Consider the following 24,155-nt stretch of genomic DNA (forward strand, 5'->3'; position numbering starts at 1 on the left):
CCCTTAACCGCGTGGAGCCGCGACGGCTGCGAGCTTGGGCGCGGTTTTTTCCGGCGCCACTTGCTCCAGGTTGCTGGCTTCAAGCGCTTGTCGTTGTTGGGCCAAGGCGGCGAGGGTTTCCTTGCTGGCCATCGGAATGGTTTCCGGGGCGACCGGCGACCCTGGGCGCACGCGCTGCAGGCCCTTGACGATAATGGTGTCGTCCTTGTTCAGGCCGCTGCGCACGATGCGCAAACCTTCGATCTTCGGCCCCAGTTCCACCGAGCGGTAGGCCGGCTTGTCGCCTTCCATCACCAGCACGAACTTCTTGCCCAGGTCGGTGCCGACGGCTTCGTCGTTGATCAGCACGGCAGAGTAGGTGCCGCTGCCGACCAGCTTCAGCCGGGCGTACAGGCCAGGGGTGTATTCGCCCTTGCTGTTATCGAACACGGCGCGGCCACGGATGGTGCCGGTGGCCGGGTTGACCTGGTTGTCGACAAAGTTCATCTGGCCCAGGTGCGGGTTGCCGGTCTCGTTGGACAGGCCCAGGTAAACCGGGGTGGTCGCACCACGACGGCCTTGGCGGGCCAGTTCGGTGTACTTGAGGAACACGCGCTCATCGGCGTCGAAGTAGGCGTAGACCTTGTCGGTGGAGACCACGCTGGTCAGCGCGGTGACGTCGGCGGTCACCAGGTTGCCGGCGGTGATTTCGGCACGGCTGACGCGGCCGCTGATCGGCGACGTCACGCGGGTGAAGCTCAGGTTCAGCTTGGCCAGGTCCAACTGCGCCTGGATCCCTGCGACGGCGGCGCGGGCTTCCTGGGCGGCGGTGGTGCGCGAGTCGGCCAGTTCGGCGGAGATCGCATTGCTCTGGCGCAGGCGTTCGCCACGTTGCGCTTCATTATCGCTGCGGGTCGCGGCGGCACGGGTTTGTTGCAGCTGGGCTTCTAGGCGGCGCACTTCAGCCTGGAACGGACGCGGGTCGATCTGGAACAGCAGGTCGCCTTTCTTCACCAGGGCGCCTTCGGTGAAGGCCACCTGGTCGATCTGGCCGGACACGCGCGGACGGATCTGCACGGTTTCCGGGGCTTCCAGGCGACCGGTGAATTCATCCCACTCGTTGACCGGTTGTTCCAGCACCTTGGCCACGCTGACTTTGGCAGCTGGCATGGCGGCCGCTTGTTCCGGGCTCTTGCCGCACGCGCTCAACACCACTACCGCCAAAATGGCCAAGGGGAAGCGCAAATGTTTGAGTGACTGTTCCATGAGGTGCATCCGCCAATGTATTTGAGATGGGCGGATCATGCGCGGCGCTGTGCTATGTCACGAATCGAATGAAGCAAAGGTAACTATCATTCGGAATGATATAAGCGCGAGATTAGCCCTCTAGCATGGGGGTTTCGTTAGGGGGCTATCAATAGGCGTGATGACAATTGTCTTTTGCAGGTCGTGCAACTCACCGGCGTAGCGTTTTGAGTGCGTCCAACTGTGTTGATCAAGCGGATTGCGGCCCAATTGTCGAGCCATGATGCGCAGGTGGTCTCAGGGTGGTATTGGACGCTGGAGGGCAGGGTGCTTGTGATGCAGTGTGCGACCACGGCAGAATTCAGCGGCTGCGCCATCGCAAGACCGCGCATTCATTGTTGTTGCAATCTGACCAGGAAGTCGTTGATGACCACGTTCCAGAACCATGACTGTCATACTGTTGCAACGCTCGGCGGCGAGTTGGCAGCCTTTCTTTCCAAGACCCTCGGTGACATTTGCGAACGGATGACCCGGACTCGCGCACAGATCAGTGAGATTGATGCTCTGGAACTGCGTGATGGTGACGCAGAACGAGATGCGGCGTTGTTGAAGACCCGGTTGCGCATGGAGGACAGCCAGCGTCGTTACAATGCGCACAAAAAAGAGGGCTACGGACTGGGATGGGTGCTGAGCCCCTTCGATACCGGAGAGGCCAATAGCCAATTCAAAAACGCCGTGGCCAGGCATGCAGCGGTCACCCGTGACTATGATGAGCCCAACGCCAAGGTGCAGCGTGACAGCGATATAGCTTCACACAATCAGTTCGTCACCGATAAGCGCAAAGAACAAGCTGAGCTGAAGGTCAAGCTGCAGAAACTCACTCACGTTCATCAAGAACTGAATGGTTTTCTCCACGAGGCGAACGAAGCCTTGGCTGCCGCGTGCGGTCAAGGTTGGTTGGCAGCCGATTTCGCCATGCACCTCGCCGGGATGGACAGGGCGATACGTCAAGGCAATGTGTCGCTGGCTCGCGGGCATCTGACGCAATTAGTCTTTCAGAAACGCCCGGATGACGCCCTCTACTCCCGTTTGCACAACCAGGCCCTGGAGCTGCGCAAGCACGCCTATTCCGCCCATTACGGGGTGCCTGTCACGGGCTGTTTCGCCGATATCGTTGACGCCTCCGTCCAGTTGGCAGCCGCCAATCTGACGGCAGATTGTGCAAGTCAATTGCTAGGCGACCTGCACGGCTCGGATCAATGGCAATTGTTGACCACGTTGGTCGCGTCGCCTCAAAACCTGCGCATTGATGTGCTGTGGTCCATCTATTGGGGGATGTTCCGCTGCCAACAGAAAATGGCGGATGTGCTCAACCGTACGGTGTCAACCGAAGACCCCCTGAATGGCCGGTTCAGTCAGTGTGTTGAAGATGGGCTTTCGGAGTGGGCGTCCAGCCATATTCCGCTATTCGGCTATCCTGTGTCCCAGTCTTATCTGGGTATGTTGCAGTTGGCCAATACTGAAGAAGAAACCCGTGTGGGCGCCGATATCGGCGTGATTATCGCCCTGAATATTGGTGGGCTGGTCTGTCGCAAAGCAGTGTTGTTGCAAGCCAAGCGCGCAAAAGACTGGGAGGCTGACGTAGGCAGCAAGAAGGGCCAATTACCCAAGCTTTCCAAGTTGCCACGCGGCGGGTATTACCTGTTCTATCACGAATCGCCCCAACTGCGGTTGGACTCGCCGGTTCCAACAGTGAGTTCAGCGCAGGCGCTGCAGCAGTTGATACTCGATGCAAACAGAAACCCGAATGCGACCAAGCTTAAGCTGGATGTTCGCAGCACGGGTTGGGACTGGGCCAGCTTCATCAGCTTTGGTCTGTGTGATGCAGCCTCCGGCATTGGAGAGCCCTTTGACACCGTTGATGACGCCATGCGGATTCTAGGCAGTGGTGAGACCGGAGAGCTTCCTCGGCACCTGTTACTGCTGGCGATTGAAGACGAGCCCTTCACGCTTGAACTGACGAAGCGCTTGCGTAATCAATACCAGCGGGCGGAGCCCCAACAGGACAGATCAATGAGCAAAACCTCAAAAAAGGACTACGGCAGGGAGGGCGCTGACTTCGAGCTGTGATGGTTCGAGCAGGCCATGGCGAAGGGGCTGCCAGGTCGATCACCAAATCTTTAATCATAGCGGCTGAGCGTTTCAGCCCGAACGTAGGTGCCAAACACGTGATCCCATAACGGTGAAGAGACACCAAAGTTCTTCTCGATACCTTGGCGGTGGTGCAGCTCATGATTGGCCACCAGGCCTGGAATGAAGCGATACGCCCAATGCTCGGGGCGATGCATCACGTAATGTACCGAGATGTAATAGAAGTACCCGCTCACGGCGCCAACAAATGTCGACGTCAATCCGGTGAACCAGGCCAGCAGCAACAGCGCGGCAAAGGTCGAGCTAGTTTTCCAGCTCGACACACCGATATAGGCCAGCACGTCGACGTGGTGGGTCCAGTGCTCACGGCGATACAGCGAGTGAAACAGGAAGCGGTGCGCCGAGTACTCCACCAGTGACCAGGCCAACAGGCCTGCGAGTGCCAGTCCCGGATCAAAAGGTGCGAGGTACAGGGCAAGGAGGATGAAGAGGGGGACGGTGAAGAAGTCGAGGTAATAAGCGACTGACGACATCAGCCATTTGTTGGAAGCAGCCATGCGCGGAATATCCCTGAAGTGCCCGAGAGTCGGGGGCGCGATTCTCGGGGATCGCGCCGTCGCCGACAACTGTTTCGCGCGGCACTGCGACACAGGTCTCACGCTGCGCTTGCAATGACCTGCCGGCCAGGGATAGCCGCAATCAATTCCCGCGTGTACTCACTGACCGGCCGATGGAAGATCTGCTCCACCGAGCCCTGTTCAATCACCCGGCCGTTGCGCAACACCAGCGCCTCATGGGCGAAGTTGGCCACCACCGACAAGTCGTGGGACACCAGCACATAGGCAATGCCCATCTCCCGTTGCAGCTCTTCCAGCAGCTCAAGGATGCGCGCCTGCACCGACACATCGAGCGCGCTGACCGGCTCGTCGAGTAACAACAAGTCAGGTTGCAACGCCAGCGCCCTGGCGATGGCGACGCGTTGGCACTGACCGCCAGACAACTCTCGCGGCAAACGATCCAGGTAGCTGACCGGCAAATGCACGCGGCTGATCAACTGCCGCGCCGCGTGCTCCAGCGCGGCGCCCTTGAGCCGCCCGAAGGACACCAGCGGTTCGACGATGCTGTCGAACACGGTAAAGCGTGGGTCCAGGGCGGCAAACGGATTCTGCTGCACCAGTTGCAGGCGTTGGCGCAGCGGGCGGAAGTCGCGCCAGCTCAGGTGGGTGACGTCCTGTTGTTCGAACCAGACCTGGCCCTGGGTCGGTTTTTCCAGGCCGAGGGCGATGCGCAGCGCGGTGCTCTTGCCCGAGCCGGACTCACCGACGATGGCCAGGGTCTGGCCGGGATACACCTGCAGGCTGAGATCCTCAAGGGCCACGAACGTTGATTCTTCACCCTTGACCCTGGGCAGTACAAACGTCTTGCCGACGTTTTTCATGCTCAGGATCGGTTGTTGTGTCGAATCCATGCACGGCAAGGGCTCACGCCGTCTGGCGAACGCCGGCGCGGCGGCAATCAGCGCGCGGGTGTAGTCGTGTTGCGGCGCGCCGAGGATCTGGCCTGGCGCGCCTTGTTCGACCACTTCACCGTGTTGCATCACCAGGACCCGGTCGGCGCGGTCGGCGGCCACACCCAGGTCATGGGTGATGATCAGCAGCGAAATCCCGCGCTCGCTGACCAAGCGCTGCAAGTGGTCGAGGATCTTGCGCTGCACCGTCACATCCAGGGCGCTGGTGGGTTCGTCGGCGATGATCAAGCGCGGGTTGCCCGCCAGGGCGATGGCGATCAGCACACGCTGGCGCATGCCGCCGGAGAGTTCATGGGGGTACTGGCGGGCGCGCAGTACAGGCGTGTCGATGCCCACCTGTTGCAGCAGTTCGACAATGTCGGCATCGACGCCGGGGTAGCGTTTGCCCTTGGCCAGGATCAGCGCCTCGGCGATCTGCTGGCCCACGCGCAGGGTCGGGTTGAGGCTGACCATCGGGTCCTGGGGCACCAGGCCGATGGTGCGGCCGCGCAATGCACGCTTTTGGCGCTCACTGGCGTGGGTCAGGTCGTGGCCGTCTACCCACAGCTGGCCGGCGGTGACCTGCGCACTGTCCGGTAACAGACCGAGGATAGCGTTGGCCAGGGTCGATTTACCGGAGCCGGACTCACCGACAATCGCCACGGTCTCGCCCTGGGCGATGCTCAGTGACAGGCGATTGACCGCCGTGTTGCCGTGCCGATAGCTGACGCTGAGTTGGCGTACATCCACTAAAGCGCTCATCGCTGGATCTCCTCGAAGGTGCGGGCGATATGGTTGAGGCTGAACACCACGGCCACCAGGAACAGGCCGGGCAGCAGGGAAACCCAGGGAGCGGTGATCAGGAAGTGTCGCCCGTTGGCGATCAAGGTGCCCCATTCCGCAGCCGGTGGTGCGGCGCCGAAACCGAGGAAGCTCAGCCCGGCGGTGGCCAGGATCGCGGCGCCGAAGTCCAGGGTCGCCAGCACGGCCACCGGCCCCCATGCATTGGGCAGGGTGTGCCGCAGCAAGGTGCGCCCCCAGCTGGCACCGCCCAGGCGCGCGGCCTCGACGTAGGGCAGGGTCTTGACCCGCAGCACCTCGGCGCGGGTGGTGCGGGCAAACCCCGGAATAATGCCAATGCCCACGGCAATCGCCACCGGCACCGTGCCGAAGCCGATGGCCGTGACAATCGCCAGGGCCAGCAGCAGGCCGGGCAGGGCCAGCAGTACATCGACAAAGCGCATGATCACCGCGTCGATGCGCCCCCCGGCAAAACCCGACAGGATGCCCAGGCCCAGCCCGCCCAAGAGGGCGATGCCCACCGCAAGAAACGCTGCCAGGACCGATAGGCTGGCGCCATGGACCACCCGCGTATAGAGGTCGCGGCCCAGCTCATCGGTACCAAACCAGTGGATCAGGTTGGGCGCGCGCAGCTTGTCGACGGGCGAGGTGGCGTAAGGATCGAAGCTGCTCAACACGTGCGGCGCCACAGCCGCCACCAAGGCAAACACCACCACCAGCAGCGCCAGGCTGAACCCCGGTCGGCGTAACAGTGGCAACACTGTCGCCGTCACGCGTTGCAGGCGGCTGCGGCGGCGCCACAGCGCAGGGCTGGCCGGGAGGGTATTGCGGCCCAGGTTCTGCTCAAGAACGGTCATGGTCTAGGACACCTTTGGCGTGTGGGAGATGCGCGGGTCGAACCACGGGTACAACAGGTCGACCAGCAGGTTCACCAATACAAATGCCGCCGCCGACACCGAAACGATGGCGAGCACCACTGGAATGTCCTGGCGCAGCACTGCTTCCTGGGCCAGCCGGCCAATGCCGGAGCGGGCAAAGATGGTTTCCACCAACACCGCGCCCGACACCGTATTGCCCACCTGCAAGCCGATCAGGGTGAGGATCGGCAGCGCGGCATTCTTGAAGCCATGGCGTGCCTGCACCTGGCCACGGCTCAGGCCCTTGGCGTACGCAGTGGTGATATAGGACTCTGTCCAGACCCCCTGGAAACTGCGTTGCAGCACCTGGGCGTACACCGCTGCACTCGGAATCGCCAAGGTCACGGCGGGCAACACCAGGCTTTCCAGGCCCCGGCTGCCGGTGGCCGGAAACCAGCCGAGGCCGAAGGCAAACACCTGGATCAGCAACAGCCCCATCCAGAACACCGGCACCGAAAAGCCCAGCGACGGCAGTCGCGCCAAGGCTTTCTTCAGCGGTTGCCAACGGATGTAGGCGGTCAGGTAGGCCAGGCCGATTCCGCCAAGCAGTGACAACACGATGGCCAGCCCCGCCAGGGACAGGGTCTGCGGCAGGCGTTCGGCAAGCAGTTCGGCCACTGGGCGATTCAGTGAAAGCGACTGCCCGAAATCCCCCCGTAGCGCTCCCAGCAGCAGGTCGAAATACTGCTCGAACAGGCCTTTATCCAGGCCGTAGTAGGCCCGTGCCTTGGCCAGGTCCTCCGCGGACAGCGCGTCGGCCTCCATGCCTGACGCGCTGAGCATGATCGACAAGGTGTCGCCCGGCAGCAGATACAGAATGAAATACGTGATGCTGTACGCCCCCCACAGCACCAGCAGTGCCTGGCCGATACGGCCGATCAGATAACGGCTCATGGCGTGCCGATCTCAATATCACCCAGCAGCGCAAAACCCTCGGCGGTCCAGCGGAAGTTTTTTACCTTGGGCGAGGTCGCCGCCTGCCACACACGCTCATACACCGGGAACGCGGAGCTTTCATCGATAAGTAAATCCTGCAGGCTGCCATAGGCGGCAGCGCGTTGCGGGGCTTGAGTGGCCGTGATGCCGGCATCGAACAAGCCCTTGGCCTGTTCCAGCACCGCCGGTTCATAGGTGTTGGTGGCCAGCGTGGAACTGTTGGCGCTGCGCGGATCGAGGATGGTCTGCAGGATGATCGGGTCGGCGCGGGTCATGTAGTTGATGGTCAGGTCATAGTTGCCCGCCGAGTTGTTGGCGACCCATTCGGCGCGGGTCACTACGCTGAGTTTCAACTCGATGCCGACCTTGCGCAGTTGGTCCTGGATCAGCACATCGCCGGCGGTCTCGGCCGGGGTGATGTTGTAGCTCAGGCTCAGGCGCTTGCCGTTCTTCTGCCGGTAACCGTCCGCACCCTTGGCCCAGCCGGCTTGATCCAACAACCGCTCGGCGTCCGCCGGGTCATAGGCCAGCTTGGCGCCCTGGCTTTTGAAGTACGGCGTGGTCACATCGAAGATGCCGTCCACCACCGGGAACTCGGCGTTGTACACGGTGCTGGCGTAGCTCTTGCGGTCCAGGGCCTTTTGCAGCGCCAGGCGTACTTGCCGATCGGCCAGGATCCGCTCGCCACGGGTGTTGGGGTACAGGTTCAGCGCCGGTCCCGGCAGCGAGCGGCTTTGAATGGTCGCGCCCTTGGACTGGAACAGCTTCAGGTCGACTTCCGAGAACGGGTTGCGCGGCCACAGGATGTCGGCCTTGCCTTGCAGGAACAGGCCGTTGCGCACGCTTTCTTCGGGGATGTAGCTGATGTCCACCGCGTCCAGGTGCGCTTCACCCTGGTTTTTCATATTGGCCGAGGCCCAGGCGTAGCCCTTGCGCTTGGTCAGGTGCGCACCGACTTCCGGCGTGTAGCTGGCCAGTACGAACGGCCCGGTGCCGATGATCTTGCCCAGGGAGCGCTCCTTCACGCTCAGCGCGTAGGAGGCCGGCGCGAGGATCGCCAGGTTGGTGGTGGAGGTGGCTTGCAGGAAGCCCGCGTTGGGCTTGGCCAGCACCAGCTTGACGGTGAAGTCGTCGACCACTTCGGCGTGGTCATAACCCGCCAGGTAGGTGGCGCCGAAGGTGGCCGGCAGTTCGGTGGCCAGTGCCTTGTCGCTGTCAAACGCGGTTTTCACCGCCTTGGCATCGAAGCGTTCGCCGTTGCTGAAGGTCACGTCCTCCCGCAGGTGGAAGGTATAGGTCAGCGCGTCGTCACTGACTTCCCAGCGTTTGGCCAGCCAGGGAATGATCTTGCCGGTGTCCGGGTCCTGGTCGGTCAGGGACTCGGCGACGTTGCGCAGCAGCACGCGGTGCTCCAGCCAATAGACCTGGAACGGGTCGACGCTGACCAGGGTGGTGTTATCGCCGAAAAATGCGATGTTCAGGGTCTTGCCCGCCTGGGGGGCATGGCCGGGCGAGCAGGCGGCGAGGCTCAGCGCCAGGGCGCAGGGGGCCAGCAGACGGCTCATCAAGTTGGCGGTATTCAATGGGGTGCCCTCATGTGGCGTGTGGATCAGAAGTCGTAGGCGAGCTTGGTGTACCAGTAGCCACCGCCTGGGTAGAACGGCGGGTTGCCGTAGGCGGCCAGGCCGAGGTTGCTGTACACCGCGTTTTTGTCGGGGCGCACGTCGAAGATGTTGGTGCCGCCGATGCTCACGGTGAGGTGGTCGATGAAGGTGTAGCTGACGTCCAGGTCGGTGATCCATTTGGCGCCGAAGCTGCGGTCGCCGGTGGGGTTGACGGCCAGGGTCTTGACCGCGCCGTAGCGCGCGGTTTGCAGGTTGACGGCCAGGTCCTCGACCTTCCAGTTGGCGCCCAGGATCCACTTGGTCTTGGGTGACGCGTCGGTCAGGTCGCCTTCGCGGTCGCGGCCGACCAGGGTCACGCCGGAACCGGCGAGTGCCGCCGGTGTGTCGCGTGTGCCTTCAATCGTGGTCTTGTTCCAGTTGAAGCCCAGGCTCCAGCGCACATCGCCCCAGGCCTCCAGCGGTGTGGTGTGGTCGGCAACCACGTCCAGGCCCTTGGTGCGCGTGTCGAAGGCGTTGGTGTAGTAGTTGACCCAGGTGCCGGTCGGTACACCCTGGGCGGCGAGAATGGCGTTGATCGCGCCGTTGCCACGGTCGTAGATATTGCTGGTGAGGGCGATGCGGTCATCGATGTCGATCAGGTAGGCATCCGCGGTGATACTGGTGCGCGGCGCCGGTTGCCAGGTCAGGCCCAGCCCCATGTTGCGCGATTTTTCCGGTTTTAGGTCATCGCCGCCCAGCGCCTTGGCCAGGTTGCTGCCGGACGGCGTCAGGCGCGTCACGGCCGGCACCACGTTGCCGTTCACATCGACGGCCACGCGGTTGTCGGCCACGGTGTAGCCGATCTGGGTCAGGGAAGGCGCGCGGAAACCGGTGCCCAGGGTACCGCGCACGGCTACGGTGTCGGTGAGTTCGTAGCGTGAGTTCACTTTCAGGCCGAAGGTGTTGCCCGAATCATCGTCGTAGTGCTCGACCCGCCCGGCGACGTCGAGAAACCAGCGGTCCGTCAGGTCGAAACCCAGGTCCAGGTAGCCGGCGTAGTTATTGCGGATCAGGCTGACTTCATCTTCCGGACGAATCGTCACCGCCGCCTGTGCGCCAGACGCGGCAGGGTAGGTACCGGTGATATAGGCCTCGCGCTCGCCGGCGAACGTACTGAAATGCTCCCAGCGATGTTCCAGGCCTGCGGAGACCTGCACCGGCGACGTCAGGTTGAACAGGCTGTCGTAGTGGCGGGTGAAGTCGAGGTTGTTGACCCACTGCTCGAAGCGGAAGGTCGCCAGGTTATCGAATTTGGTCGGCGACGCGGTGCCCAGCGACGGGTTGATATTCAGGTCGCTGGAGTGGTGCACGTTGTTGCGCCCGTAGGTGGTGCTCAGGTCCCAGTTCCAGTCGGCCACCAGGCCCTTGCCGCCGAACAGCAACTGGTAGTCGCGGTCCTTGATGTTGTTGAGTGGGAAGTAACCGTCGGGAAACACCTCGGGCACTGCGGCGGTGCCGGTCGGCAGGCGGAAGTAGTTGGCGGCCTCGGCGTCGCGTTCGCCGTAGGTGGAGAACGAATACAGTGTCAGGTCTTCCAGCGGCAGTTCGGCGTTGTAGGCCAGGTTGAAGGCCTTGAGGTCCGGGTCGCCGTTCTTGATCGCCACGCGGTCCCAGGCCGCTTCCTTGGCCGGGTCGGCAAACGCCCGCACGCTGCTGTCGGCCTTGTCGTTCCACGACGCGCTGCCACGTTTGCGCGCATCGGCCGAGAAGTGAAAGAAGCCGCCCTGGCCCAGTTCGAAGCCCTGGTCACCCGCGACCTTGATGGTCTCGCCCTGGCCGGAATACAACTGACCGTAGCTGGTCTCCAGGTGGCCGCCGCTTTTCCCGGACTTGAGGATGATGTTGATCACGCCTGCGACTGCATCGGAACCGTACTGTGCAGCCGCGCTGTCTTTGAGCACCTCGATATGGTCCACCGCGCTGACCGGGATCAGGTCGATGTCCACCGCATTCGCACCGCTGTTATCGATGGAACCGCGCTGGCCGGTGGCGCCGTTATGCCGGCGTTTACCGTTGACCAGCACCAGGGTGTAGGCCGGTCCCAGGCTGCGGTTGCTCAGCGGGCGCGTCACCGAGTTGTAGCCGGCGATGTTGGTGCCGAAGTTGAAAGAAGGCAGCAGCTTGGCAATCGCCTCGGACAACTCGGCGCGCCCGGTCTTGAGCAATTGGTCGCTGTTGATCACATCGATCGGCGCCGGGCTGTCGGCCACTGTGCGTTGCTGGCCACGCAGGCCGGTGGAAATCACGGTGACGGTATCGAGCGTGGCATCGTCGGCGAAGGCGGGCGCAGCGGCCAGGAGCAGGGAGCCGGTCAGCAGCGAAAGAGGCAACTTCTTGAGGGACGTGGGGAGTGCGATGTCTGGCATGGAGATAACCTGGAGGGTGGGGGTGCGTCCTCCGCCAGGTATGGGGTCGGTCTGTGAAGTGAAGATATCTCTATAAAAAACGGTCGGGAAAGTCTTTTTTGGAATAAGCTAATTATCAGTTAATATTATTTATATCTAAAATAAGATTAACTATTTTTATTATGAAAAACAGGCGTGCTGCTTATCGCCCATGTCGACTACATTCCAAGGGGTGCTTGGCGGCTATCGCGACTATTGGACTCCAGGCCCATCACTGCCGCCTGGCATACAGAAGAATTTGGCGCGAGGCAAACCTCTACCTCATTTATGAGGTGCTCGAGGGGGCTTTCGATTAGGGCGCCGAAGCCTGACGGTGGGGGCACCGCACCGGCGCACTCGGATGATGACTCAGGCTCGACGCTTTCCAGCCATCAGGCCTGCACCGCAGGGCCTTTCAACTCGATCTGATTATCATCAGGGTCATTGAGATACATCGACAACCCGGTTCCCTCCGCGCCATACCGCATCACGGCCGCTTCAGCGGATACCCCGGCTGCCGCCAAATGCTGGAGAATGGCCTGTTCATCGAACGGCTCGACCCGCAGGCAAACGTGATCGACATTGTGTCTTTGCTTGCCCGCCGGCTGCCCACCCTGACGCCCGATCGGCCCGTTCACATCAACCAGGTCAATCATGGATGTGCCAGCGCTCAGGTGAATCATGCCGAGGTCGTCACGGCGTTTTTTGACATCACACCCCAGCACGGCTGTGTAGAACGCCAGGCTGCGCTCAATGTCCTTGACCCGCAAAACAACATGATCGATACGTTGAAGGGTAAAACTGCGCATTTCCATCACTCCTGATGCTTGCCGTTGTCGAATGGGACATTGTTCAGGGTAGCCGCAGTTTGAGTGCACTCAAGGCTGGCAGGGTCGAAGGCCGGATATTCAAATGGCCGCAATAGGCTAGAGGCAGATAACATGAAAGAGTGGTCGTCGCTGTGCAAGTCGAAGGTGGGGGGTGTCGTTGATCTACGGGAACAACGCGTGCTCGCCATGGACGACGGCGCTTACAAGATTTCAGATAATCAATATTTTTTAGCTGACGCCTGTTCTGTTGAGGGAGAGGAAAAACTGAGTTTGCTATCCCTCTACTGGGCCAGCAGTGAGGCTGCATTTCGAAGGGCCTACTACAGGGATGTTGAAAATGATGACCTGGCTGTATGCCAACCGCCGGCTGAATTACTTCCAGCTGGGGCGGGTGCGACCTACCGTCAGATAAAAGAGGCGCTTGGCGCTCTTGGTTCTGACAGGTTAATGGAGTACGCCTCTTATCGTGTTATGTCTGACGGTGCATTTGTTCATAAGGGCTTGGAAAGCGCATCGGCTGTTTATTATTTTCGGTCGCATGACATTGCTCATGATGAGATGCCTTACGCGATACTGTGGAAGCTTTTCAGTGTTTGATTAATGACCGTCAGGGTCCTGCGGTCAGGTTGAAGTGGTCGTACGCGACTCCCGAAAGTCGACATTTGCAGTCCCCGGTTGGTGTTTCAACGAAGGTGTATGCAGAGCAGTATGTCGGCCCTGGGATTGCTACGGCAGTGCCATTGCTGCACTCTCACTGCTCATTTTTGTACGGGGTAACGCATGGACTGGAGTGATGTGCGGGTCTTTCTCGCGATTGCCCGTAGCGGGTCGTTGGGCGCTGCCGCCAAGCAGTTGGGTGTCAGCCATCCGACCGTAGGGCGACGCTTGCAGGTGCTTGAGCAGTCCAGTGGCCAGCCCATTTTCCTGCGTACCACCCAAGGTCTGGTCCTGACCGACAGCGGGGAAAAGCTGCTCAGTCTGGCGCAGGAAATGGAACAAAGTGCCTTGGCAATCGAAAGGCGCCTTGCGGGGGACAGCGCACAGCCAGAAGGTGTGTTGCGCATTTCTTGCGCCGACTGGTTCGCCTGTTATGTGCTGGCCCCGGTCCTGAACGAACTGGGGCGACGTTATCCGCTGATCGTGCCCGAGGTCATCGCAGGGCATCGATTGTTTGACCTGGCTCGTCGCGACGCCGACATTGCCTTTCGGATCGTTCCTTTCACTGAACCCGATATTGTCCACCGCAAACTGACTACCTTGAGCTACGGGTTATACGCGGCCGTCGGATCCGCTGACCCCGAGCCGCAGGGCGACGGGGTGGGTTTGATCACCATGAGTGTTGCCCAGTCTCACTATCCCGATGTGCAATGGCTGCAGCAGCGTTACCCTCTGGCCCGTAAGGTGTTCACCAGTAGCAGCCGCACAGCCCAGGCGCACATGTGCGCGCAAGGGCAGGGTATCGCCGTATTGCCCCGCGTCCTGGGCGACCAGTTGACGGCGCTGCGGCTGATTGATCCGCATGAACCGCCACCGGGTCGCGACATCTGGATGGGTTACCACCAGGACATGCGGCAGATGGACAGTCTTCGTGCCCTTGCCGACCTTGCCTCGGGCATGATCGGCTCGCAGCAGGGCCGATGATTCACTCTACTGGGCGCAGGGCTGCCGTTTGCAATTGCACAGCCGGTTGGCGCGCCAGGCTTAGGCTGAGTCCCGCGCCCAAGGCCAGGCATGCCGCGATGCAGAGTATGGAAACGGTGAAGGCGTGAGTGATGGCGGCCGCGTCCGTATCCGTGCCCAGAAGGGTGTAGAAAATGCCGCCTATTATCGCCACGCTGAGTGATGTGCTGATTTGCAGGGTAGAACTGGCAATGCCCGCAATCATGCCGGAATACGCGGGCGCCACGCGTCCTGTGATCATTCGCATCAATGTCGGCAGGGCCAGTCCTTGTCCGAAACCGATCAGAAACAGAATGACGGCGAGGGGCTGCGCAGGGGGCGTGACGGCCATCGGTGTGTGCGCCACGAGCCAGGCCAGGAGCACGAACCCCAGCACCTCAAGCCCCATTCCGACGGGGTTTACGTAAGCCCCCAGGAAACGCCTGAATTGAGGGGTGGAAAGCGGGCCCAGCAAAAATCCCGCGCCAAAAGGAAGGAAGATCAGGCCTGCATTGAGTGGGCTCGTATGCAGCGCTCCCTGTAAATATATGGAAAACAGCAGGAAAAACACGCCGATCGCGTAGAAGGTCAGGGCAACGAGCAGTGCCCGGCCCAACCCAGGCGTGCGCAGCGCGGCAGGATCAAGCAACGGTGCGCCTTGCGCCTGGTGCAAACGGGCTTCGTAGCGCCAGAACAGCCAGCCCAACAGCGGTACTGCCGCAAGCGACAGCCAGGCCCACAAGGGCCAGCCGGCTTCACGCCCTTCGATCAATGGAACGATCAGCGCCCCAAGGGTCGCCATGGACAGGACGGTTCCACCCAGATCCAGCTTGCTTGTCTGTTGCGCGCGGGTTTCCCTGACCACGGCAATGGCGATCAGAATGACCAGCAACGCAATCGGTAGATTAACCAGAAATATCGCCCGCCACCCCAAGCCCATCAAGTCGAGCGATATCAATATCCCGCCAAGTGCCTGGCCGGCTACCGACGCCAGTCCAAAGACCGCGCCATAGAGACTCAGCGCCAAGGGCTTTTCGGACTCGGGAAATATAGCCTGCGCAGAAGCGAGTGCCTGGGGCGCCATGACGGCTGCCGTCACGCCTTGCAGCGAACGTCCGGCGATCAACACCCAAGGTGACTCGGCGACGCCGCAGATCAGTGAGGCAACTGCGAAACCAACCAGCCCAAGGAAAAACATTCTCATGCGACCGTAGATATCACCCAGCCGTCCGCCGGTAATCAGTGTCACGGCATAAAGCGCCGCGTATGAGGAAATGATCAACTGTTCGGCGGAGGAGGCCGTGCCGAGCGATTGCTGGATCGAGGGCAGCGCCACGTTCACGATGAAAAAATCCAGCGGCGGTAAAAACGCACCGACCAATAAGATGGCGAACATCAACCAGCGCCGCGGTTCCGGTAGGACGTTTTTTGTCTGTGGCATAAGGTCTCCTGCCTGGAACCCTTCGGTTCCAGAATATTCACGATGGCGGGTCATGCTCCGAATCAATGGGGCCCAATCTAAACGATCAAACTTGGGCTGACGCCTCACAAAATTGAACGCCCAGCGTTCATTTATGGCAGTGCCGTCGAGTGCCTGATTCCTCTCAAAATGGCCGCACTGTGGTTCCAGTCGGTCCACACAAACGAGACTGAGGAGTCAGATATGTCAGGTAAATTCGCTGGTCAGGTGGCAGTGGTCACCGGCGCATCCACCGGGATCGGGTATGCGATTGCGCAGGGTTTGATTGCAGAGGGCGCCAGGCGTGTTTACATCACTGGGCGTTCTGCAGCCACGCTGGAGGCTGCGGTGGCCAGGCTTGGCGATAGAGCGATCGCGGTTATTTCCGATGTCGCGCGCCAGGCTGATCTCGATCAGCTCAAGGCGACGATTGAGGCCCGCAACGATCAGTTGGACGCAGTGTTCGCCAACGCGGGTATTTGCGAAAAGAACCCGCTGGGCGAGACCACCGAGGCGGCGTACTTCAACCTCTTCGACATTAACGTGAAGGGCGTGTTTTTTACTGTGCAGACGTTGATGCCTTTGTTGAAAAACGGCGCTTCGATTGTGCTGACGGCTTCTATCTGCTCCAGCAATGGGATGGAAGGACTGAGCCTCTACAACGCATCCAAGGCTGCAGTGCGGTCCTTCGCCAGGACCTGGGCCAACGAACTCAAAGGCCGCAAGATCCGAACGAATGTCCTGAGCCCTGGCTTCACCCGCACCCCTTTGATGGACAACGGCTTGAAGATGAGCGAAAGCGACATTGCCGCGCTGCGCCACCATGTCGAGCAGATCACTCCGCTGGGGTACATGGCCCAACCTGAAGAAATCGCCTCGTCAGCGCTGTTCCTCGCATCCGCCGATGCGAAATATGTCAACGGGGTGGAACTGATGGTCGACGGCGGGCTGTCGCAGATCTGACCTCCCGATCGAACCTGGTGCAACCCTTGCAGAGGGTTGCTTTTGTCGCTTTTGCGAAGCCCCCGCAGGACACCTCAACATGAACAGTGAATCGCCCCAGGTTTCGTAGACACCTTATTGCCTGAAACAATGCTGTCAATTATTGACGTTAACCACAACTCGTCCGCGTACTTCGCCTGCGAGCAGTTGCTTTGCCGTCTGAACAACCGCGTCCAAACCAATCTCTCGCGTTACTTCTTTTAAGATAGAGATATCAAGATCTCTTACCAGACGATCCCAAGCTGCGATCCGATCTCTTCGCGGACGCATCACGCTGTCGATACCAGCCAGTGTCACCCCACGCAAAATGAAGGGGGCAACGCTGGCAGGTAAGTCCATCCCTTGCGCGAGTCCGCATGCCGCAACGGTACCTCCATAACGGGTGCTGGCACAGACGTTGGCCAGCGTATGACTACCAACCGAATCAATCGCGCCTGCCCATCGTTCTTTGGCAAGTGGGCGACCTGGCCCGCTTAATACTGAGCGATCAATGATCTCCGAGGCGCCAAGCCTCTTCAGGTAATCAGATTCTTCAAGACGACCAGTTGAAGCCACCACGGTGTAGCCCAAGCCAGCGAGGAGGGCGATAGCGAAACTGCCAACGCCACCATTGGCTCCTGTCACCAATACTTCGCCCGCATCCGGTGTCACGCCGTTACGCTCCAAAGCGAGCACCGAGAGCATCGCCGTATAACCTGCTGTGCCAATTGCCATGGTTTGTTGCGCGGTGAACCCGCGAGGCAGTGGAATAAGCCAGTCACCATTGACTCTAGCTTTTTGAGCCAGGCCACCCCAGTGCGCTTCACCCACGCCCCATCCATTAAGCAGCACATTGTCACCGACCTTGAAGTCAGGATGGCTACTTTCCTCAACCGTCCCCACAAGGTCGATACCAGGCACCATCGGAAACTTGCGTACCACCGGGCCTTGTCCCGTTATCGCCAGTGCGTCTTTGTAGTTGAGGGTGCTATAAGCAACACGAACCGTCACATTACCGTCAGGCAGTTGTGCTTCGTCCAAGCTGGCTAATTTTACGAGACTGCTGGTGTCATTTTTTTCAATCAGAATGCCATGGAACATAAGGTTTTCCTCAATTAGACCGATCGTCTATAAAAGGCCAAAAAAATTAACGCGGTAATCCGGCCATGAATCCGTTGATGAACGTATTTAAAGGGGCTGTGCTTTTCACCAGCCGTGCTCTGAGCACCGCACCTTCCCAACCAATCCAAAAGTACGCAGCGAGTTCTGCGCAATCAACATGTCTGGCAAGTTCGCCAGCGTCCTGTGCCTCTCTTAGACAGGTGGCCAATTGTTGCTGCCAACCGAATAGGGTGGCATCCAGATGCTCACGGAAACCTGCGGGAAGAATGGTTACTTCCTGGCTAAGGTTACCTACCAGGCAGCCGCGTCTGAACTGGTATTTCTCCATCCCTCCTTTCGCGTCCTCGACGAAGGCTAGAACACGCTGCAGAGGAGTCATTGAGTCATCGAGAAACCAGCGTTTGAGCTTGTTGGCGAAGTAAGCTGCGTAGTTGTCCATCACGGCCCGTCCAAAATCTTCCTTGCTATCGAAGTAGTGGTAGAAGGAGCCTTTTGGAACACCGACCGTTTTCAATACGCCGTCGATGCCGGTGGCCATGAAGCCCTGCTCAGTTAGAATTTCTGTCCCGCAGCGAATTAGTGCGTCACGGGTATCCGGATTCTGTCGGGATACCTTGGGCGGACGGCCACGGCGAGGAGTTTGCGAGGAGTTGATCATGGCTAAGGATATTAGACTGATCGTCTACAAAGTCAATTTCATAACTGCCATGACGGTTGCCTAGGCGGTTGGAGTAGATAAACCGAAACAGAGATTGCCTAACCTCTGCCCGGTTTCTTTTTTGACGCATCTTTATAAAAGTGAGCGTCTCACGGGCCTCAGGAACTACGCTCGTTACTCTTTGATGCCTCTTAGGCGCAACGAGCGTCGACGCATGAGTTCAACAGCGACCAGCAATGCCACCGAGCCGAGAATCAGTAACGTGGCCGCCGCCAGTATGGTTGGGCTGATCTGTTCGCGCATACCTGACCACATCTGGCGCGGTATGGTGCGTTGCTCAACCCCGCCAAGAAATTGCACCAGCACCGCCTCATCGAATGAGGTCACCATCGCAAAGAGCGCGCCGGACATGATCCCAGGACGAATAATGGGGAAGGTCACGCGGAAAAATGTATAGGTGGAAGAAGCTCCGAGGCTAGTCGCTGCTCTGGTCAACGAGTGGTCGAAACCAACCAATGTCGCCGTCACTGTGATGATGACGAATGGCGTACCTAGTACCGCATGGCCCAGAATGATGCCAAGGTGGTTTTGCCCGATGCCCAATGCGCTGTAGAAAAAGTACATGCCGGCAGAAGAGATGATCACCGGTACGATCATCGGCGAAATCAGGGTGCCCATCAGCAGTCCCTTGCACGGCAGATTAGCGCGACACAAGCCGAGTGCTGCCAACGTCCCGAGTGCCGTTGAAATCACCGTTGCGCAGAAGGCGATCAGCAGACTGTTCTTGAACGACAGCACCCACAGTGGATCCTCGAGAAGCGTGTGGTACCAACGCATTGAAAAGGCCGCTGGATCAAGGCTGAGCATGCCGCTGGTAAAGCTGAAGTAGGGCTCGACGTTAAATGACAAAGGCACCACTACCAATATTGGCAAAATCAGAAACAACAGCACCAATACCGCAAAGCTTCGAACGCTGAAGAACCAGACTCTGCCCATCGGGCTGGTATAGCTTGGAAGACTCATCTTGATTACCCCAGTTTCATATTGTTGATGCCCACGACCCGGTCATAAATCCAGTACAGCACCAGGACAATCATCAGGAGGATGGACGCGATGGCGGCGGCCAGTCCCCAGTTCAGGGAGGTCTGCATGTGGTAGGCAATGAAATTGCTGATGACTTGTCCGGTACGCCCACCCACCAACGCCGGAGTGATGTAGTACCCCGTCGCCAGAATGAACACCAGGATGCCTCCAGCGCTCAATCCAGGCAAAGACAAGGGAAAATAGATCTGCACAAAAGTGCGGAATGAACTGGCGCCCATGGAGTGCGCTGCACGGGTATAGGTTGTGTCGATGCTTTTCATGACGCTGAACATCGGCAGCACCATGAAAGGCAGAAGGATGTGTGTCATAGCAATGACCGTTCCGAACATGTTGTACATGAGTTCGAGTGGCTGGTTGATCAATCCCATGCTGTTCAACGTGCTGTTCAGCACACCGTTGGATTGCAAGATCACCATCCAGGCGCTGGTGCGTACCAGAAGTGATGTCCAGAACGGCAACAGCACCATGACCATCAACAGGTTGCTGGTTTTTGCCGGAAGGGTGGCGAGCATGTAGGCCAGCGGGTAACCCAGGATCATGCACAGCGCCGTGATACCCAGTGCAACCATCAAGGTCTTGATCAGAATGCTGACGTAGATGCGTCGGCTCTCAGGTTGTTGAACAACCTTACCTTGGTCGTCATAACGCAGGTCCAAGGCAGCGAGATAGTTAGTTGCGGAGTAGGCTGGCGCCATTTTCTTCAACTGCATCCAGGTGCCGATCTGCCCCCAGCGCTTGTCGATGCCGGTCATTGTGGTGTTAAACGCACCCGGCACGACGACCTTGCTGGCCAGGCCACGTGCAGTGCGGGCCATCAGGCTCTTGGCGTCACTCATCACCCTATTGAGATCGGAGCCGACACTGTCCAATTGTCGGGTCTCCTGCAGGGCGAGGATTTCATGACCCACGGTGGCGAACAACTGCTCGTCTGGCAAGGCTGTGCCCTCCCAGTTGGCTAATGCGGCTGCGGTCTGTGGCATCGCCGTGGAAAGGGTCGGGTTCTGGATGCTGCGCAGCAACATCGCGCCAATAGGCAGCAAGAAAAATACCGTAATGAATGCCAGCAATGGGACGACCAATAGCAGTGATTTGGTCTTGTTTAGACGTTCTGCCCGGTCAAGGCTGGACTTCAGGTTTCCTTGAGGTAGGGGCTCGCTGACGGTCTCTAATATGGGGCTGACGGTATATGAGTTGTTCATCTGGGTGCTCCGGCAAAACAGTAAAGTCGTTGTAGGGCTTCAGGCGTCCAGCGCCCGACAGTCGTCGGCTGACCAACCCACATCGATGCAAGTGCCGGCTTGGGGAGCGGCGTGTCCTGCGGTGTTGACCATCTTGACGATGAACTCGTCGTTGCCTGCCAGTTTCAAGCGCGCTCGCAAATGATCACCGTGGTAAATGATCTCCTCAATGCGGGCCGGCATATGGTTGTCGTACTCACCTGGACGTGCGCCAAGCTGCACGCGCTCAGGACGAATCGACAGTGTGGTGGTCGAGCTTACAGGGTGGATATTGACGGCCAGCGCCTTGACGAGATGCTCACCAACACGCACCTGGCAGTAACGTTCCTGGCGCTCGATAATCTGCCCCATCAGCCGGTTGTTCTCGCCGATGAAGCTCGCGACAAATGCGGTCTGCGGTTTTTCGTAAAGGTCGGACGGATTGGCCAGTTGCTGGACAATTCCATCGTTAAAGACTGCAATGCGATCCGACATCGTGAGGGCTTCAGTCTGATCGTGAGTGACGTACACAACTGTGATGCCGAGCTGTTTTGACAGGCGCTTGATTTCATATTGCATCTGTTCACGAAGCTGTTTATCCAACGCTCCAAGCGGTTCATCCATCAGCACCAAACGTGGCTCGAAGATTAATGCACGGGCCAGTGCAACACGCTGTTTCTGACCGCCAGACAGCTGAGCCGGCATTCGCTTTGCGAATTGTCCCAAGGCCACCAGGTCAAGTGATTTACGCACCCGGTCTTCGATGTCTTGCCGGGGCAATTTGCGCACTTTCAGTGGGAACGCGAGGTTTTCTTCAATGGTCATGTGAGGGAAAAGGGCATAGTTCTGAAACACCATGCCGATACCGCGCTTTTGCGGAGCTATATCATTTACCGGTTTTTCATCAATGCAGATTTGCCCATGAGTCACGGTCTCGAACCCTGCCAACATCATCAAACATGTCGTCTTGCCGGAACCTGATGGGCCAAGCATGGTGACGAACTCACCCTGTTCGATTTCGAGGTTGAAGTTTTTGACGACCAGATGTTCGCCGTCATAACTCTTCTGCACATTTCGAAAGCTAACGAATGATTCAGTACGCATGGGAGATATCTCTTGTTATTGGTGCTGTAGAGGAGCCGGGCACGAAAAGTCGCCCGGGCCCGCCAAAGGGGTGTGTCAGGTGTGCTGCGGCAAGGTTGTGGTTGAGTTTTTGGTTACTTGGACAGCCAAGCGTTGAAGCGCTCGTTGAGTTCGTCTGCATGGTCTCCCCACCACTGGGAGTCCACCTGTAGCGCGCTGGCAAAGTTTTCTGGGCTGGTTGGCAAGTTGGGTTTGACCTTCGGGTCTACCAGGGCTTGCGCCGAGAGTCGTGTCGGGCCGTATGCGATATAGTTGCTTTGGTCAGCCAGCACCGAGCTCTGAGTGGCAAACTTCAAAAAATCCATCGCCAGATCTTTTTTCGGGTTGCCGGCAGGCACTACCCAAGCCTCCATGTCGTACATCTGACCATCCCACACGATTTTGAACGGCTGCTGCTCTTTCTGCTGCGCAATCACGATACGCCCGCTATAGGCTGAGATCATGCTGACCTCGCCATCGGCCAGCAGTTGCGGCGCTTGTGCCCCGGCTTCCCACCAGATGGTGTCCTTTTTGATTGTGTCGAGCTTGGCAAAAGCTCGATCCAGGCCATCTTCAGTCCCCAGCATCTCGTACACCTTTTCACGGGGCACGCCGTCGGCCATCAGCGCCCATTCAAGATTGACTTGAGGTGCTTTACGCAGTGCTCGCTTGCCTGGGAAGCGCTTGGTGTCGAAAAAGTCTTTCAGGGTATGGGGCTGTTCGCCCTTGAAGGCTTTGGTGTTGTAGGCCATGACTGTCGACCAGACATAACTCGCCACGCCGCATTCCGTCAGGGCCCCTGGCAGAAAATCCTTTGCAGCAGGTGTTCCATCCGGTGCAGGAGCCAGGGTGGCGGGGTCGATTCGTTCGAGCAGGCCGTTATTACAGGCACGAATGACGTTCGGTATTTCAGCATCGACTACGTCCCAAGTTACCTTTTTGCTGTCTACCTGAGTCTTGATTTGCGCGATGCCCCCGGAATAGTCCTCCGAAATCACCCGGATACCCGTGGCGGCAGTGAAGGGTTTGTGTGCGGCTTGGATCTGGGCATTAGTCAGGTTGCCGCCGTAGGACACAACCGTGAGAGTGTTTTCTGCGTAAACACTGCAGGACACGATGCCGGATAGCAAAAGAAACGTTGCGCTTTTCATGCGTGAGACCCCTCGTTTTTATTTTTGTGGGAAACCGTCACGAGCTCTTTGCACGGGGGTGCGTGAGCAACCGAAGAGACGATCAGGGCTTTACTCTCGGTAAAAAAATCCGAAGGTAAAAGCAATAAAAAAAAGCCCAATGGGGCGATTTTTTTTATGGGCGCACAAAAATTATCTATTGATGGGCAGGGTGAAGGGCTTTCTGGCATTCAGGGATTCAAAATCACTTCCTCATTCTTCGCTACGCGCGGCGGACGCTTCTTCCATCAGCCAACTTGCGAAAGCTGCCGCTTGGGGATTGACGATTTTGTGCGGGGAATACACTAAGTAAAACGCTTCTGAGGTTTTGAATTTTGCAGTCAAAGGGGCGATGAGTTGTCCTGATTCAAGATACTGCTCGACGAGCGATGATCGCGCCAAGGCAACGCCTTGACCCAGCTCCGCCATTTTCAGTGCGGAAATAAGCGTGTCGAACTGCAGTCCTTGAGATGAGTCAACGTCGTCGGCCTTGGCCTTTTTCAACCAATAGCCCCATCCCTCCTCATAACCCAAGACATGCAGAAGTTCGTGGTGACGAAGGTCTCTTGGCGTTTTCAAGGGCTTTTGCGTTGTGGGCAAACCAGGGGCGCACACAGGGAAAAGCAAATCCCAGGTCAGCCGTTCACTCTTCAGGCCAGTCCATTTTCCGCTGCCATAGCGAATTTCCAGATCGGATTCGAGATCGGTTTCGCCCATCCAGATGTTGCTGGTGATGCGCAAATTGACATCTGGATGCTGCTCACGAAATCGCGGCATACGACCCGCCAGCCAGTGAGTAAAGAAAACCAGACTGCTGCGCACTGTGAGTACCTTCCGGTGCCCTTGACCGAATATTTCATCGGTCGCTGCTGCCAGACGTTCCACCGATTCATGGACAACGGGTAGAAAGGCCAAGCCAGGTTCCGTCAGTTCCAGGCCTCTAGGTAGACGCTTAAACAACGCTGCCCCGAGCTGCGATTCCAGCGCTTTGATCTGCTGACTGACGGCTGCCTGAGTGAGGCTTAGTTCTACCGCCGCCTCCGTGAAGCTGAGGTGACGAGCGGCTGACTCGAACGCGCGCAACCAGTTAAGCGGAGGTAGTCGCTTCTTCATGGCTCAAAATTCTCTGAGAAAAAGTGCCTGGCTGCGGGGCGAGCCAGCGTACGTCTTGTAGCGCTAACCCATAAATCCTACTCCTATTGCATAAAAAAAATGAACCCATAGGGTTTTTTTTTATTGCTTTCGCAGTC

At 58.8% G+C, this 24,155-nt stretch carries 20 protein-coding genes and 1 pseudogene; 5 read left to right on the plus strand and 16 right to left on the minus strand.

Going from position 1 to position 24,155, the window contains the following annotated elements; all coding sequences use genetic code 11:
- Nucleotides 1-3: 3 nt before the first annotated feature.
- Nucleotides 4-1,245 carry a multidrug efflux RND transporter periplasmic adaptor subunit MexE gene (gene mexE, locus NL123_RS14760; RefSeq protein ID WP_494358112.1) on the minus strand — a complete coding sequence of 414 codons (1,242 nt, stop codon included), beginning with the start codon at nt 1,243-1,245 and terminating at the stop codon, nt 4-6.
- A 405-nt stretch (nt 1,246-1,650) separates the two neighbouring features.
- Between mexE and NL123_RS14765 the strand changes: the two genes are divergently transcribed.
- Entirely contained in the window at nt 1,651-3,354 is a 1,704-nt protein-coding gene (locus NL123_RS14765; RefSeq protein ID WP_248481689.1) for a hypothetical protein, read from the plus strand.
- A 50-nt stretch (nt 3,355-3,404) separates the two neighbouring features.
- Here NL123_RS14765 and NL123_RS14770 read toward each other — a convergent pair whose 3' ends face one another.
- The 6 genes from NL123_RS14770 to NL123_RS14795 all read right to left on the minus strand — a co-directional run bounded on the left by NL123_RS14770 (nt 3,405) and on the right by NL123_RS14795 (nt 11,566).
- Nucleotides 3,405-3,932, minus strand: a complete 528-nt coding sequence (locus NL123_RS14770; protein WP_494358113.1) for a sterol desaturase family protein — start codon at nt 3,930-3,932, stop codon at nt 3,405-3,407.
- Nucleotides 3,933-4,030: 98 nt separating this feature from the next.
- Entirely contained in the window at nt 4,031-5,644 is a 1,614-nt protein-coding gene (locus tag NL123_RS14775; RefSeq protein ID WP_494358114.1) for a dipeptide ABC transporter ATP-binding protein, read from the minus strand.
- Entirely contained in the window at nt 5,641-6,540 is a 900-nt protein-coding gene (locus tag NL123_RS14780) for an ABC transporter permease (protein WP_494358115.1), read from the minus strand. Before NL123_RS14780 ends, NL123_RS14775 begins: the two co-directional genes overlap by 4 nt.
- A 3-nt stretch (nt 6,541-6,543) precedes the next feature.
- A complete protein-coding gene (locus NL123_RS14785; protein WP_248481685.1) occupies nt 6,544-7,494 on the minus strand; it encodes an ABC transporter permease in 951 nt (316 codons plus the stop codon).
- Nucleotides 7,491-9,101, minus strand: coding sequence for an ABC transporter substrate-binding protein (locus tag NL123_RS14790; RefSeq protein WP_494358308.1), 1,611 nt, complete (start codon nt 9,099-9,101; stop codon nt 7,491-7,493). Before NL123_RS14790 ends, NL123_RS14785 begins: the two co-directional genes overlap by 4 nt.
- A gap of 44 nt (nt 9,102-9,145) precedes the next feature.
- Nucleotides 9,146-11,566, minus strand: a complete 2,421-nt coding sequence (locus NL123_RS14795) for a TonB-dependent receptor plug domain-containing protein (RefSeq protein WP_494358116.1) — start codon at nt 11,564-11,566, stop codon at nt 9,146-9,148.
- A gap of 211 nt (nt 11,567-11,777) precedes the next feature.
- On the opposite strand from NL123_RS14795, the pseudogene NL123_RS14800 reads away from it, so the two are divergent.
- Nucleotides 11,778-11,867, plus strand: a pseudogene (locus NL123_RS14800) (anti-virulence regulator CigR family protein); the annotation flags it as partial.
- Between the two features lie 109 nt (nt 11,868-11,976).
- Here the strand turns inward: NL123_RS14800 and NL123_RS14805 are convergent.
- Nucleotides 11,977-12,393, minus strand: a complete 417-nt coding sequence (locus NL123_RS14805; RefSeq protein WP_494358117.1) for a VOC family protein — start codon at nt 12,391-12,393, stop codon at nt 11,977-11,979.
- Nucleotides 12,394-12,525: 132 nt separating this feature from the next.
- Here NL123_RS14805 and NL123_RS14810 point away from each other — a divergent pair, with 132 nt between their 5' ends.
- Both NL123_RS14810 and NL123_RS14815 read left to right on the plus strand, forming a co-directional pair.
- Nucleotides 12,526-13,011 carry a hypothetical protein gene (locus tag NL123_RS14810; protein ID WP_248481682.1) on the plus strand — a complete coding sequence of 162 codons (486 nt, stop codon included), beginning with the start codon at nt 12,526-12,528 and terminating at the stop codon, nt 13,009-13,011.
- 183 nt (nt 13,012-13,194) lie between these two features.
- Complete coding sequence (locus NL123_RS14815) at nt 13,195-14,055, plus strand: LysR family transcriptional regulator (protein ID WP_494358118.1); 861 nt, start codon at nt 13,195-13,197, stop codon at nt 14,053-14,055.
- Nucleotide 14,056: 1 nt separating this feature from the next.
- Here the strand turns inward: NL123_RS14815 and NL123_RS14820 are convergent, their stop codons facing one another.
- Nucleotides 14,057-15,514 carry an MFS transporter gene (locus NL123_RS14820; RefSeq protein ID WP_494358119.1) on the minus strand — a complete coding sequence of 486 codons (1,458 nt, stop codon included), beginning with the start codon at nt 15,512-15,514 and terminating at the stop codon, nt 14,057-14,059.
- A gap of 222 nt (nt 15,515-15,736) precedes the next feature.
- Between NL123_RS14820 and NL123_RS14825 the strand changes: the two genes are divergently transcribed.
- A complete protein-coding gene (locus tag NL123_RS14825) occupies nt 15,737-16,495 on the plus strand; it encodes an SDR family oxidoreductase (RefSeq protein ID WP_494358120.1) in 759 nt (252 codons plus the stop codon).
- 135 nt (nt 16,496-16,630) lie between these two features.
- On the opposite strand, the gene acuI is transcribed toward NL123_RS14825, so the two are convergent.
- The 7 genes from acuI to gcvA all read right to left on the minus strand — a co-directional run bounded on the left by acuI (nt 16,631) and on the right by gcvA (nt 24,018).
- The gene (acuI, locus tag NL123_RS14830; RefSeq protein WP_494358121.1) at nt 16,631-17,614 is read right to left on the minus strand and encodes an acrylyl-CoA reductase (NADPH); all 984 of its coding nucleotides are present in this window, start codon (nt 17,612-17,614) and stop codon (nt 16,631-16,633) included.
- Between the two features lie 46 nt (nt 17,615-17,660).
- Nucleotides 17,661-18,293, minus strand: coding sequence for an acrylate utilization transcriptional regulator AcuR (acuR, locus tag NL123_RS14835; protein ID WP_248481677.1), 633 nt, complete (start codon nt 18,291-18,293; stop codon nt 17,661-17,663).
- A 174-nt stretch (nt 18,294-18,467) separates the two neighbouring features.
- Complete coding sequence (locus NL123_RS14840) at nt 18,468-19,316, minus strand: ABC transporter permease (RefSeq protein ID WP_494358122.1); 849 nt, start codon at nt 19,314-19,316, stop codon at nt 18,468-18,470.
- Nucleotides 19,317-19,321: 5 nt separating this feature from the next.
- Nucleotides 19,322-20,596, minus strand: a complete 1,275-nt coding sequence (locus tag NL123_RS14845) for an ABC transporter permease (protein ID WP_494358123.1) — start codon at nt 20,594-20,596, stop codon at nt 19,322-19,324.
- 39 nt (nt 20,597-20,635) lie between these two features.
- Nucleotides 20,636-21,718, minus strand: coding sequence for an ABC transporter ATP-binding protein (locus tag NL123_RS14850; protein ID WP_248481670.1), 1,083 nt, complete (start codon nt 21,716-21,718; stop codon nt 20,636-20,638).
- Between the two features lie 113 nt (nt 21,719-21,831).
- Nucleotides 21,832-22,887 (minus strand): ABC transporter substrate-binding protein, encoded by a 1,056-nt coding sequence (locus tag NL123_RS14855; RefSeq protein ID WP_248481668.1) that lies wholly within the window; start codon nt 22,885-22,887, stop codon nt 21,832-21,834.
- 231 nt (nt 22,888-23,118) lie between these two features.
- Nucleotides 23,119-24,018: a transcriptional regulator GcvA gene (gcvA, locus tag NL123_RS14860; RefSeq protein WP_248481666.1), complete on the minus strand. Its 900-nt coding sequence runs from the start codon at nt 24,016-24,018 to the stop codon at nt 23,119-23,121.
- Nucleotides 24,019-24,155 lie beyond the last annotated feature (137 nt).

It is taken from the genome of Pseudomonas sp. FBCC-B1565, from assembly GCF_059133265.1.